Source organism: Clostridium vincentii (assembly GCF_002995745.1).
In the GTDB taxonomy this organism is placed as follows: domain Bacteria; phylum Bacillota; class Clostridia; order Clostridiales; family Clostridiaceae; genus Clostridium; species Clostridium vincentii.
Genome location: NZ_PVXQ01000003.1, coordinates 86,669 through 100,168 on the forward strand (window position 1 = coordinate 86,669; position 13,500 = coordinate 100,168).

At 31.6% G+C, this 13,500-nt stretch carries 14 protein-coding genes; 13 read left to right on the forward strand and 1 reads right to left on the reverse strand.

Going from position 1 to position 13,500, the window contains the following annotated elements; translation table 11 throughout:
- The first annotated feature begins 42 nt into the window (after positions 1 to 42).
- Entirely contained in the window at positions 43 to 1,521 is a 1,479-nt protein-coding gene (gene spoIVA / locus CLVI_RS02145; RefSeq protein ID WP_106058466.1) for a stage IV sporulation protein A, read from the forward strand.
- A gap of 42 nt (positions 1,522 to 1,563) precedes the next feature.
- Here the strand turns inward: spoIVA and CLVI_RS02150 are convergent, their stop codons facing one another.
- The gene (locus CLVI_RS02150) at positions 1,564 to 2,589 is read right to left on the reverse strand and encodes a branched-chain amino acid aminotransferase (protein ID WP_106058467.1); all 1,026 of its coding nucleotides are present in this window, start codon (positions 2,587 to 2,589) and stop codon (positions 1,564 to 1,566) included.
- Positions 2,590 to 2,831: 242 nt separating this feature from the next.
- On the opposite strand from CLVI_RS02150, the gene CLVI_RS02155 reads away from it, so the two are divergent.
- From CLVI_RS02155 to rlmN, 12 genes are all read left to right on the forward strand, one after another.
- Positions 2,832 to 3,245, forward strand: coding sequence for a PBECR3 domain-containing polyvalent protein (locus tag CLVI_RS02155; RefSeq protein WP_106058468.1), 414 nt, complete (start codon positions 2,832 to 2,834; stop codon positions 3,243 to 3,245).
- A 296-nt stretch (positions 3,246 to 3,541) separates the two neighbouring features.
- Positions 3,542 to 4,423: a YicC/YloC family endoribonuclease gene (locus tag CLVI_RS02160; RefSeq protein WP_106058469.1), complete on the forward strand. Its 882-nt coding sequence runs from the start codon at positions 3,542 to 3,544 to the stop codon at positions 4,421 to 4,423.
- 15 nt (positions 4,424 to 4,438) lie between these two features.
- On the forward strand, positions 4,439 to 4,708 hold the full coding sequence (gene remA / locus CLVI_RS02165) for an extracellular matrix/biofilm regulator RemA (RefSeq protein WP_106058470.1): 270 nt from the start codon (positions 4,439 to 4,441) through the stop codon (positions 4,706 to 4,708).
- Entirely contained in the window at positions 4,701 to 5,330 is a 630-nt protein-coding gene (gene gmk, locus CLVI_RS02170; protein ID WP_106058471.1) for a guanylate kinase, read from the forward strand. The genes remA and gmk overlap by 8 nt, the downstream gene beginning before the upstream one ends.
- The gene (gene rpoZ / locus CLVI_RS02175) at positions 5,323 to 5,541 is read left to right on the forward strand and encodes a DNA-directed RNA polymerase subunit omega (protein WP_106058472.1); all 219 of its coding nucleotides are present in this window, start codon (positions 5,323 to 5,325) and stop codon (positions 5,539 to 5,541) included. Before gmk ends, rpoZ begins: the two co-directional genes overlap by 8 nt.
- Before the next feature lie 2 nt (positions 5,542 to 5,543).
- On the forward strand, positions 5,544 to 6,734 hold the full coding sequence (gene coaBC, locus CLVI_RS02180; RefSeq protein ID WP_106058473.1) for a bifunctional phosphopantothenoylcysteine decarboxylase/phosphopantothenate--cysteine ligase CoaBC: 1,191 nt from the start codon (positions 5,544 to 5,546) through the stop codon (positions 6,732 to 6,734).
- Between the two features lie 45 nt (positions 6,735 to 6,779).
- On the forward strand, positions 6,780 to 8,987 hold the full coding sequence (gene priA, locus CLVI_RS02185) for a primosomal protein N' (RefSeq protein WP_106058474.1): 2,208 nt from the start codon (positions 6,780 to 6,782) through the stop codon (positions 8,985 to 8,987).
- A 12-nt stretch (positions 8,988 to 8,999) separates the two neighbouring features.
- On the forward strand, positions 9,000 to 9,440 hold the full coding sequence (def, locus tag CLVI_RS02190; protein WP_106058475.1) for a peptide deformylase: 441 nt from the start codon (positions 9,000 to 9,002) through the stop codon (positions 9,438 to 9,440).
- 20 nt (positions 9,441 to 9,460) lie between these two features.
- Complete coding sequence (gene fmt / locus CLVI_RS02195; RefSeq protein ID WP_106058476.1) at positions 9,461 to 10,387, forward strand: methionyl-tRNA formyltransferase; 927 nt, start codon at positions 9,461 to 9,463, stop codon at positions 10,385 to 10,387.
- 17 nt (positions 10,388 to 10,404) lie between these two features.
- A complete protein-coding gene (locus tag CLVI_RS02200; protein ID WP_106058477.1) occupies positions 10,405 to 11,103 on the forward strand; it encodes a zinc metallopeptidase in 699 nt (232 codons plus the stop codon).
- 13 nt (positions 11,104 to 11,116) lie between these two features.
- A complete protein-coding gene (rsmB, locus tag CLVI_RS02205; protein ID WP_106058478.1) occupies positions 11,117 to 12,436 on the forward strand; it encodes a 16S rRNA (cytosine(967)-C(5))-methyltransferase RsmB in 1,320 nt (439 codons plus the stop codon).
- Positions 12,437 to 12,444: 8 nt separating this feature from the next.
- The gene (rlmN, locus tag CLVI_RS02210; protein WP_106058479.1) at positions 12,445 to 13,482 is read left to right on the forward strand and encodes a dual-specificity RNA methyltransferase RlmN; all 1,038 of its coding nucleotides are present in this window, start codon (positions 12,445 to 12,447) and stop codon (positions 13,480 to 13,482) included.
- The last annotated feature ends 18 nt before the right edge of the window (positions 13,483 to 13,500 follow it).

Here is a 13,500-nt window from a genome sequence, read left to right on the forward strand (position 1 = left end):
AGAATATATATATATTGTAAAAAATATTTAGGAGGTAATAACTTGGATAACTTCAACATATACAAGGACATAGCTGAAAGAACACAAGGGGACATATATGTAGGTGTGGTTGGACCTGTAAGGACGGGAAAATCTACCTTTATTAAGAGATTTATGGACTTGATGGTTATACCGAAAATTGAGAATAATTTTAAAAAAGAAAGAGCTAAAGATGAGCTACCTCAAAGTGGGTCTGGCAAAAACATTCATACTACTGAGCCAAAATTTGTGCCAAATGAAGCTGTTGAGATAAGTCTTGATGAAGAAATTAGATTTAAAGTCCGTATGGTAGATTGCGTTGGATATATTGTTAAAGCCGCATTAGGATATCTCGATGGTGAAGAAGCAAAAATGGTCCATACTCCATGGTTTGATTACGAAATTCCATTTGAAGATGCTGCAGAGATAGGAACAAGAAAGGTAATTCAAGATCATTCGACTATTGGTTTAGTTGTAACTACAGATGGAAGTATTACTGGGATTGAGAGAGAGGAATATTTAGATGCTGAGGATAGAGTAATATCTGAACTTAAATCTATTAACAAACCTTTTATAGTTGTTTTGAATAGCTCTAAACCAAATGCACCTGAGACTAAGGTTTTACAAATGGAAATGGAGGAAAAGTATAAGGTTACAGTTCAAGTTCTTGATGTATTTAACATGAATGAGGACGACATTGAAGAGATATTCAAGCAGGTACTTAAAGAATTTCCAGTTAAAGAGATTAATATTGATATGCCAGAGTGGCTTGAAAAACTTGAACCAACTCACTGGCTAAAGAAGGATTTCTTCAACATAATTAAGGATATGAGTAAAGACATATCAAAGGTTAAAGATATAAAGGCATCCCTAAATTGTATGAAGAGTGATGAGTACTTAGGAACTTCTCTATTAATAGAAATGGATCTTGGAATTGGAACGGGTAGAATACTATTAAAACCACAGGATGGTATTTTCTATAAAGTTTTAAGTGAAATTTGTGATTTAGATGTAGTATCGGAAAGTGATTTATTATCCTTAATTAAAGAATTAAACTATGCTAAGAAAGAATATGATAAGGTGAAAGATGCCTTAGAGGAAGTTAAGAAGTCTGGTTATGGGTTGGTAGCACCTGAGCTAAGCGAAATGATATTTGAAGAACCAGAAATTGTTAAACAAGGCAATAAATTTGGAGTTAAGCTTAAAGCAAGTGCACCATCTTTACATTTTATAAAAGCTGACATTAAGACCGAAATAAGTCCTATAATGGGATCTGAAAAAGAATCAGAAGAACTTGTTAAGGCTCTTTTAGACCAATTTGACACTGATCCTGCTAGCCTTTGGCAAAGCAATATGTTTGGAAAATCTTTAGAGGTTCTAGTTAAGGAAGGATTACAGAATAAGTTATATAGAATGCCTGAAGATGTACAAGTGAAAATACAGAAAACTCTCCAGAAAATAATTAATGAGGGTAATGGCGGATTAATCTGTATAATATTATAAAAACAAACCCCTATAAGATTTATGAATCTTATAGGGGCTTTTTTAGTTTACTTTATAAATCCAACCTTCTGGTCCTTCAATATCTCCAAATTGAATACCAACTAAAGTTTCGTAAAGCTTTTTAGTTATTGGACCAACTTCAGTCTCACTATGGAATACGTGAAGTTTATCTTTGTATTCAATTCCTCCAATTGGAGTAATTACAGCTGCAGTACCACATGCACCAGCTTCTTTGAATCTATCAAGATCATCCAATAATACATCTTCTTCAACAGTTTCAAGATGTAAATAATCCTTTGCTAATTCTAGTAAAGAATATTTAGTTATGCTTGGTAGTATTGATGAAGAAATTGGTGTAACAAATTTATTGTCTTTTGTTATTCCAAAAAAGTTAGCAGCACCTGCTTCATCAATTTTTGTATGAGTTGATGGATCTAAGAATATACAATCTGCAAAACCTCTATCTGAAGCAATTTTATGAGCCTGAAGTGAAGCTGCATAATTGCCCCCTGCCTTTTGTTGACCAGTTCCATATGGAGCTGCTCTGTCATAGTCTGAAATCATAAAGTTAACAGGAGTTAAGCCTCCTTTAAAATATGGACCCACAGGAAGACAGAATACACTAAAGATATATTCAGGAGCTGGTTTAACACCAATATTATCGCCAACACCAATAATGAATGGTCTGATATACAATGTTCCTCCTGTGCCATAAGGAGGAACAAATCTTTCGTTTGCTTTTACTACCTGCATACAAGCATCTATAAACTTGTCGTTAGGAATTTCTGGCATTAAAAGTTTATCGCAAGAATCATTCATTCTTGAAGCATTTCTATTTGGCCTAAATAATTGAATAGTTCCATCCTTAGTTCTATAGGCCTTTAAACCTTCGAAACATTGTTGACCATAATGTAGAGCTGTAGAAGATTCACTTATAGTTATCATATTGTCTTTTGTTAGAGTGCCTTCATTCCAATTGCCATCTTTCCAAGTTGATATGTAACGATAGTCAGTTTTGATATAATCAAAGCCAAGTTCATCCCAGTTAATTTTTTCGTTTTTATTCATGGGTATATCTCCTCTCTAATAAGAATTTATATAACTTATATTTTACCACTTTATCTCTATAGGTAAATAGGTTAAGTTGAAAAATGTATATGTATACGTTGTTATTTGATATAAAGGTAAATTTTATCAATAAGTTGGAATATAATATAGTGAAAGAATTATATATATATATACACTTCTATTCAAGATAATGTTACTTCTTAAATGAGATGCAAAAAAATATAAGGCATGGTGATGTGATTGTGGGAAGTTATTACAAAGCTTACAAGAAAATAGGTCAGATAAATACTTCTTTAGCAGAAAAGTTGGGCTTTTCATTTGATGGGAACGTGTACGCTTCACCTGGGGTAATAAGTCATATAAGAAAGCGCCATGGAAAACAACTTACCAAACGGGTTAAGTGCAATATGCTAGAAACTATGGAAAAAATAATTCAAGATCCTGATTATATTGGTATAAATAAAAGAAGGGGACAGGGGGGAGCTTTAGAATTTATTAAGAAAGTTGATAGTACTTTGTTATTAGGTTTAGAGGTGGATTTGGAGAAGAAATATATTTATGTTGCCACTATGTATCCTATAACAAAGGGCAAAATAGATAATAGAATTTTTAGTGGAAGATTAGTAAGTTTCGAAGACTTATGGAAAATTGAATAAAAGCTTGAATTTTCTAGAGAATAGAACTATAATAAAGAAAACAATATGTTTTTGAGGTGAGAAAAGGTTCCTCATGCGCTGCTTTGCAGTAAATAGAGATGCAGGATACGCCGACCTGCCAAAAACAAAGATTTCAAGATAACTTTTGGGAGAAATCCAAAGGTTATTTTTAGTTTCGTAATGAAAACATTATAATATACTCTAAAATATAGTTATTGTAAAGATTTTATTAACAAAGCGTTGACTCTATAATATAAATCAACTATTATAACTAAGGAGATGAAGGGAGGTAAGACATGGTTAAAAGTATGACTAGCTTTGGAAGAGCTCAAAGTGAAGACGGAAATTCGCATTTATTTTCTATAGAGATGAAAAGTGTGAACAATAGATATTTAGATATAAATGTAAGATTACCTAAGTTTATGATTGCCTTAGAAGAGGAAATTAGAAAGATAATTAATAAAAGATTAAATAGAGGAAAAGTAGATGTATTTATAAATTATAAAAATTATGGTGAAAATAGTGCAATGCCTATTCTTAATATGGCTCTTGCAAAGAAATATTATAACTGTCTTAAAGAACTGTCAAATACTCTTGGTATTACAGATGATATTACGGTTTCAAAAATAGCTGAATTCCCAGAAGTGATAACTCTTGAAGTTCAGGAAGAAAATTTGAAAGAAGTTTTAGGAGAATTGGGACCTTTATTAGATTTAGCTCTTGACTCTATGTTGGATATGAGAGTCCATGAGGGAGAAAAACTTAAAGAGGATATACTTTTTAAGTTGAGAGACATTGAAGAAAAAGTGAACAAGATAGAAGCTCTTGCAGATGAAATTCCAAAGCAATATAAGGCACGACTTGAAGAAAGATTAAAAGAACTTAAAAAGGGAATAATATTAGATGAAGAACGATTAGCTATGGAAGTCGCGATTTTAGCAGATAAGGCAGCTGTGGATGAGGAAATTACTAGGTTACATAGTCATTTAGATCAAATGAGAAAAACATTAAATATTAATGAGCCTATTGGTAGAAAACTCGACTTTATAGTTCAAGAAATGAATAGAGAAACAAATACTATCGGTTCAAAATCAAATGATATGGATATGACGAATGCAGTCATTAACATAAAGAACTTAATTGAAAAAATAAGAGAGCAAGTTCAAAATATTGAGTAAATGGAGGAAGAAACAATGAGTATTAAGCTAATTAATATTGGGTTTGGTAATATAATTTCCGCTAACAGATTAATTGCTATTGTAAGTCCAGAATCAGCGCCTATAAAAAGAATAATTCAAGAAGCAAGAGATAGAGGCATGCTAATTGATGCTACCTATGGCCGAAGAACAAGAGCAGTTATTGTAACAGACTCTGATCATGTTATTTTATCAGCAGTTCAGCCGGAGACAGTAGCACATAGATTGTCTAATAAGGAAGAAGCTTCGGATGAAGTAGATGACTAAAAGTAATAAAAAAGGCGTATTAATAGTTATATCTGGTCCCTCAGGAGCTGGAAAAGGAACTATATGCAAAGAACTTCTAGATAAACGTGATGATTTATACCTTTCGGTTTCAGCAACTACAAGAGCACCTAGAAAGGAAGAAATTCATGGAGTTAATTATTATTTTTTAACAAAGGAAGAATTTGAATGTAAGGTTTCGGAGAATGACTTTCTCGAGTGGGCTGAAGTCTATGGCAATTATTATGGAACACCAAAATCAAATGTAGATAAAATGCTTAATACAGGGAAGAATGTAATATTAGAAATTGATATTCAAGGTGCACTCAAGATTAAAGAAAATTCAGAAGATGGTGTCTTCATATTTATACTTCCACCATCGATGGAAGAATTAAAGAAAAGAATTACAAATCGACAAAGTGAGACTCAAGAATCATTGATGAGAAGATTTTCTTCGGCTTATCAAGAAATAAATTATATTTCAAAGTATAATTACGGTATAATAAATGATACGGTAGAAAATGCAGTGCAAAAAATAGAAAACATTATATGTGCTGAAAGATGTAGAGTAGATAGAATTAAAGACGATATATTAGAATCTAAGGAGGGCTTCATTCATGAATAATACTATGATTAATCCATCGATAATGGACTTGTTGGAAAAGGTTGAGGATAGATATTCTCTTGTTATGGTTACATCAAAAAGAGCTAGACAAATTATAAATGGTTCAGAACCACTTGTTAAGGTTGATTCAAAAAAGGCATTAACAATCGCCATTCACGAGGTTAATGAAGATGCTGTTACCTATGAAAGTGGAAAAGAAGATGCAAAATAATTATGAAAAAAAATAAATGTGTTGTAGTAGGAGTTACTGGTGGAATTGCAGTTTACAAAGCACTTGATGTTGTAAGTTTATTAAGAAAAAACAATGTTGATGTTAGAGTAATAATGACTAAATCTGCTACAGAGTTTATAGCACCAGTAACATTTCAAGCAATAAGCCAAAATCTTGTTGCAACAGATATGTTTAGTGAACCTAAGGCTTGGGAGATTCAGCATATCAGCTTGGCAAAGATAGCAGATGTTTTTTTAGTTGCACCTGCTACAGCTAATATAATTGGAAAAGTAGCAAATGGCATAGCTGATGATCTACTATCTACAACAATTATGGCAACTAAGGCTAAAGTAATTTTTGCTCCTGCTATGAATACGAATATGTACAATAATCCTATTGTTCAAGAAAATATATCAAAGCTTAAAAGTTTAGGCTATGAATTTATGGATCCGGACAGTGGAAGACTTGCTTGTGGGGATGAAGGCTCGGGTAAATTACCACAGCCTAATGATATTTTACAAAAGGTAATGTGTGAGCTTTACGATAAGAAGGATTTAATGGGTAAGAAAGTTATAGTTACTGCAGGACCTACAAGAACAGATGTTGATCCTGTTAGATTTATTTCTAATAGATCCACTGGTAAAATGGGTTATGCAATAGCTACAGAAGCAAGAGACAGAGGTGCTAAAGTTTTATTAATATCAGGTCCTACGAATGAAGAAAAGCCTTATGGAGTTGAGGTTATTGACGTGATAACTAATCAGGAAATGTTAGACGTAATCCTCAAAGAATATGATGATGCAGATATAGTTATTAAAGCAGCAGCAGTTGCTGATTATAAAGCTAAGGAGTATAGTTGTCAAAAGATAAAAAAGGGTGATAAGGACTTGGAGATCGAGTTAATTCGGGACAATGATATCCTTATGACATTAGGACAAAAGAAAAAAAATCAAATTCTAGTTGGTTTCGCTGCTGAAAGTCAAAATGTAATTGAAAATGCTAACGGAAAGCTCAAGAAAAAAAATCTTGATTATATTTTAGCTAATGATATTACATTAAAAGATACTGGATTTGCTTCAACAGACAATAAAGTAACTATTATTACAAGAAGAGGACAAGAAATATCTTTACATAAAATGAGCAAAAGAGAAGTTGCTAGAAATTTATTTGAGGTTATTTTAGAAAAGCGCTGATTGCGCTTTTTCTTATTATTGATGTCTTTTAGAGGAGAGAGGTTTATGATAGATTTATATGCTGAAATAATCATTAATAGTGATGCAATAGAAATAGATAGACCTTTCACCTATAAGGTTAAACAAGATCAGGAAGAAATTATTCAAATTGGACATAGAGTTAAAGTGCCATTTGGTAGGGGAAATAGACTCGTTGAAGGATTTGTATTAGGGCTTAAATGTGAGGGCATAGAGAACATAAAAGGCATTAAAAGCATAATGGATATACAAGATCAAGATCCTATTTTAACTAGAGATGATTTAAAGCTTATAGATTTTTTAAGGGATACTTATTTATGTAAATATATAGATGCAATAAGAACTATAATACCTGTCGGCCTAATGAGTGGTCTTACTAATAAAAAAAAGATAGTTCTACATTTTAATAAAGAGTTAGATTGCGGGTATGATAAGAAAGAGAACTATGTAAAACTAATATCATATATAAAAGAGAATGATGGTGAACTAACAAAAAGCGATCTTACTAAAAGCAATTTATTTACAGTATATACTATAAACAAAGCTATTAAAGAAGGCTTTTTAAAAGCATGTGAAAAGATAGTGTATAGATATAATACTAGAATTTATGATGAAGATGTTAAAAACAATTTAAATGAAGAACAACTTGGAGCATTTAATCAAATATTAAATTCCCAAAGTAAGGGGTTTGTACTAAAAGGAGTAACAGGTTCGGGTAAGACCGAGGTGTATATGAATTTGGTTTCAAAGGTGCTGATGGAAGGAAAATCAGCAATTATGTTGGTTCCGGAAATTGCACTTACACCTCAGATGATTGAAAGATTTAAAGGGAGATTTGGAAAGAATGTAGCATTGTTTCACAGTAAGTTGTCTCCTGGAGAAAGATATGATGAATGGTTTAGAATAAAAAAAGGAGAAGCCTCCTTAGTAGTAGGTGCACGTAGTGCGATTTTTTTACCTCTTAATAATTTAGGTCTTATAATTGTAGATGAAGAGCATGAAAACACCTATAAATCTGAACATAATCCTAAATATAGTACTAAAGAAGTGGCTAAATTCTTAAGCAACTTAAAGGGCTGTAAATATATTTTAGGGTCAGCTACACCTTCGATAGAAACATATTTTGAAGCGCAAAATGGAGAATTAGAATTAATAGAAATAAAAAATAGGGTTAGGAATAGACCTTTGCCTGTAATGGAAATAGTAGATATGAGGGAAGAACTTAAATGTGGTAATCTGTCTATATTAAGTAGGAAACTTTATCATTCTATTGATGAGACCTTAAAAAAAAGAGAGCAAATTATAATCTTTTTAAATAGAAGGGGTTTTTCAACATTTGTGTCCTGCAGAAGCTGCGGATACGTATTCAAATGTCCAGAATGTGATATCTCTATGACTTATCATAAAAATGGATATTTAGTATGCCATTTTTGTGGGAGGTCACAGAAAGAGGAAAAGATATGTCCGAAATGTGGAAGTAAATACGTTAAATTTTTTGGAGCTGGTACAGAAAAAGCACAGGTAGAGATTAAAAAGTATTTCCCCAGCGCTAGGATTTTAAGGATGGATGTGGATACAACTAGAGCAAAGGATTCACATGAAAAGATTTATAATTCATTTAAAAATGGAGAAGCAGATATACTTATAGGAACACAAATGGTATCTAAAGGCTTAGATTTTAAAAATGTCACATTAGTAGGGATTTTAGCAGCAGATATTTCATTAAATATCCCTGATTATAGGTCCAGAGAGAGAACATACCAAATAATTACTCAAGTAGCTGGAAGAGCAGGACGAGGAGACAAGAATGGAAAGGTAGTAGTTCAAACCTATACTCCTAATAATGTAAGTTTAAAGTATGCTATGGAAAATAATTATGATGATCTTTATAAAGAAGAAATTAAAATTAGAAGTATTATGAAATATCCTCCTTTTAGCACAATTTTTTTAATAGGAGCTCAAAGTAAAAATGAAGATACTTTAAAAGAATTTATGAGGACACTTTCAGGACAATTGAGTAAACTACTAGTAGATGAGAAAGAATTGGAATTGCTTGGTCCAAACCCTTGTATCATTACAAAAATAAAAGATAATTATAGATGGCAAATTATAATAAAGGGATTTTTGGAATTGGAACTTAAAAAAAATATTAAAGATATACTTTATCAATTAACTAAAAATGTTTATAATGAAATAAGAGTTAGTATGGATATAAATCCAAATAATATGTCATAGGGGGATTAATAAGTGGCAATTAGAAATATTAGAGTCGATGGAGACGAAATTTTAAGGAAGAAATCAAAGAAAATCGAAAAAATAGATAGAAGACTTTTAATCTTAATTGATGATATGGCTGAGACAATGTATGCGTCAGATGGTGTAGGTCTTGCTGCATGCCAAGTTGGAATCTTAAAAAGATTGTTTATAATAGATATATACGATGGTAATGGATTAAGAGTATTTATAAATGCTGAGATTCTAGAAACTAGAGGTACTCAATTTGGAGAAGAAGGCTGCTTAAGTGTTCCAGGAGTAAATGAGGATGTAGAAAGACCTAATTATGTGAAGGTCAAGGCTCTTAATGAAAAGGGGCATGAATTTATTTTTGAGGGAGAAGAACTTTTAGCTAGAGCTATTTGTCATGAAAACGACCATTTAAATGGAGTATTATTTACAGATTACCTATAAAAGAATTAGGAGGGATATTTATGGATATAGTTTTTATGGGAACTCCTGATTTTGCAGTTCCATCATTAAAAGAACTTATTGAAAAATATAATGTAAAAGCTGTTTTTACACAACCAGATAGACCTAAGGGTAGGGGCAAAAAACTTGCCCTATCCCCAGTTAAAGAGGTTGCGTTAGAATATAACATAGAAGTCTTTCAACCTATTAAACTTAGGGATGAAAGAGATATGATAGAAGCTTTGAAACAAATGAAACCTGATTTTATTATAGTTGTTGCCTTTGGTCAAATTTTAACAAAAGAGGTATTAGATATTCCAAGGTATGGTTGTATAAACCTTCATGGGTCAATTTTGCCTATGTATAGAGGGGCTGCACCTATTAACTGGGCTGTTATTAAAGGAGAAAAAACTTCTGGAAATACTACTATGTTAATGGATGAAGGCTTAGATACAGGAGATATTCTTCTTAGGGATAAGGTTGAAGTTTCTAAGGAAATTACTGCTGGAGAACTTTACGATATATTAAAAGAAAGAGGAACTGACCTTTTAATGAAGACAATAGATTTAATGGCTAAAGGTGAGATTACTCCGGAAAAGCAGGGAGAGGAAACTTTTTATGCTAAAATGCTAGATAAAAAGATAGCAATAATAGATTGGAAAGAAACAGCAGATAATATTCATAATTTAATAAGAGGATTAAATCCCTGGCCTGTTGCTTATACTGAATATAAGGGACAACAAATGAAAATATATGAAACCAAAGTCCTGGATGAAGATTCTAACAAAGAATCAGGTACAATTATTGATGTAACTAAAGAAGGAATGAAGGTTGCCTGCAAGACAGGAGTACTTCTTATTAAGAAAATACAGTTTCCTAATGGTAAACCCCTTACAATAGAACAATATATTAATGGACATAAGGTAGATAAAAATGACATACTAGGATAGGATGGAAGAGATGATTAATGTATAATGGATATTTTTCGTATTACTTTGATCCAACATTTTTAATACTTATTCCTGCAATTATAGTTGGAATTTGGGCCCAATCTAAGGTTAAGAAGACTTATGAAAAATACAGTAAGGTTAATACAAGAAATGGATATACTGGAGAAGAGATAGCTAGGATGATGTTAAATGAAGCTGGTTTATTTGATGTGCCTATTGAGGTAGTTAATACAAAGCTTGGAGATCATTATGATCCTACAAGAAGGATCCTTAGATTATCAGGAGATGTATATTCAGGAAAAACAATTGCAGCGGCTGGAATTGCAGCTCACGAGGTGGGTCACGCAATTCAACATAAGGAAAGTTATAGTCCGTTAGCCTTTAGAAATTCAATTTTCCCAGTTGTTAATATTAGTTCCTCATTATCCTGGGTGATATTATTCGCTGGATTAATATTTTCAATACAGCCTTTAGTATATTTTGGTATAGCACTATTTTCAATAGTTGTTATATTTCAACTTGTTACCCTTCCAGTAGAGTTTAACGCTTCAACAAGAGCGCTGAATATATTAAAGGGTAGAAATATATTATATGAAGATGAAACAAATGACGCAGCTAAGGTACTAGATGCAGCAGCAATGACATATGTTGCAGCAACATTAATGGCAATTTCTCAGCTTGTTAGATTAATTGCTATATCAAAACGAAATGATTGAAGAGGTATTTATTATGAATGGTAGAAGTATTGCAGTAAAAGTTTTAGATAGAATAACAAACGAAGGGGCTTATTCAAATATAATTCTTTCAAAGGAATTAAACAATTCTGATTTATCAGATAAAGATAAGGCACTATGCACCGAAATAGTTTATGGAACATTACGACGATTAAAATCTTTAGATATGATTATAGGTTCATTTGTAAGAGATATGAAGATAATGGATAAAACAATTCTTAATATCTTAAGAATTGCAATTTATCAAATGCAGTATCTTGATAAGGTTCCGTCATATGCTGCGTGTAATGAAGCAGTGGAAATAGCAAAAACAGTATCTGATAAAGATTCTAAGTTAGTTAATGGAATATTGAGAAATTATGTTAAAAAGGATGGCAAATTAGAAATACAATTTAGAAATAAAATAGATGAAGTAGCTTATCAACTATCATTTGAGCCATGGATGATTAAACTACTAATTAACCAATATAAGGAGAAAGAAGCTATAAAAATCCTTCATGGACTAAATGAAACTCCGACTGTTACAGTTAGAGTTAATAACCTTAAGGCTGACTATGAAGATGTTTATAACAGACTAGAAGAAAAAGATTATTGCGTAGAAGAAGGGTTTATATGTCCGGAAGCTATATCAATAAAAGGTGGTCATGGTATAGATAGTAACCAAGAATTCATAGATGGAAATATAACAGTTCAAGATGAGAGCGCAATGCTTGTTGCACCATTACTTGAAATAGAAAAAGGGCAAATAGTCTTTGATTTATGTTCAGCACCAGGTGGAAAGGCTACGCATATAGCTGAGTTGTTAGAAAATACAGGCGAAGTATTAGCTTTTGATATACATCCTCAAAAGCTTGATTTAATAAAAGAAAATTGTGATAGATTAGGATTAACTAATATAAAGCTTGAAGAGATGGATGCAACTAAGTTAAATCCTAAGTTAGCTTTAATGGCTGATAGGGTACTAATTGATGTTCCTTGTTCTGGTTTAGGAATAATAAGAAAAAAACCTGAAATAAAGTGGACTAAAAAAAGGATCGAACTCAAAGAAATAGTTCCTGTACAAAGAGATATTATGAATAATGCCTGGGAATATCTTAAACAAGATGGGATTATGGTTTATGCGACTTGTACCTTAAATAAGGAAGAAAATGAAGAAAATGTTGATTGGTTTTTAAGTAAGCACAAGGATGCTCAGATTGAAAAGGTATTTATAGGCAAAGGAGATAATTTAAAGTATACACAAACAGGGACTTTAACTATATTACCAAATGAGCATATGGATGGATTCTTTGTAGCTAAGTTTAGGAAAAAGTAGGTGCATACATGAATAATATTTTAGATTACACTTTAGAAGAACTTCAAGAATTTATGAAGGAAAATAAAGAAGGTGCTTTTAGGGCTAAGCAAGTATTTTCATGGATTTATAAGGATGTATGGGAATTTGATGGTATGAAAAATATATCAACTGCTTTAAAAGAAAAATTGAAGAATAACTTTTATATTGGAATTCCTAAAATTGAAGAAAAATATGAATCTAAATTAGATGGTACAAAAAAATTATTGTTAGCGTTTAAGGATGGAAATCTTATCGAAAGTGTAATTATGAAGTATAAACATGGAATTTCAATATGTATTTCTACTCAAATTGGATGTAGAATGGGTTGTAAATTTTGTGCATCAACTATGGATGGAATAGTCAGAAACTTAACATCTGGAGAAATACTTTCACAAATTTTAGTCTCACAAAATTTAATTGGAGAAAGAATATCTAATGTTGTACTAATGGGAAGTGGCGAACCTTTAGATAATTATGATAATGTATTAAAATTTTTAGAAACTGTAAATGCTGACTATGGTTTAAACATAGGACAAAGACATATTACTCTATCAACTTGTGGGATAGTTCCCAATATCTATGATCTAGCTGATAGAGAATTGAGTATAACTCTTGCTATATCTCTTCATGCATTTAGTGATGAAAAGAGAAGAGATATAATGCCTATTGCTAATAAATATTCAATAAAAGAGGTTCTAGAGGCTTGTAGTTATTATATAGATAAAACAAAAAGAAGAATTACTTTTGAATATGCTTTAGTTAAAGATTTTAATGATGGCTCTGAGGATGCAAAATCTTTGGGAAAATTATTAAAAGGGTTATTATGTTATGTTAACTTAATTCCTATCAATGAAGTGAAGGAAAATTCTTTTAAAAGATCCTCAGACAAAACAATTGAAAATTTTAAGGGTGTTTTAAAAGATTTAGGAATAGAAGTAACCGTAAGACGAGAAATGGGAAGCGATATAGATGCTGCATGTGGACAACTTAGACGTAGTTATATAAAGTTATCAGATACAAAATAAAGAAGAACCTAATTTAAG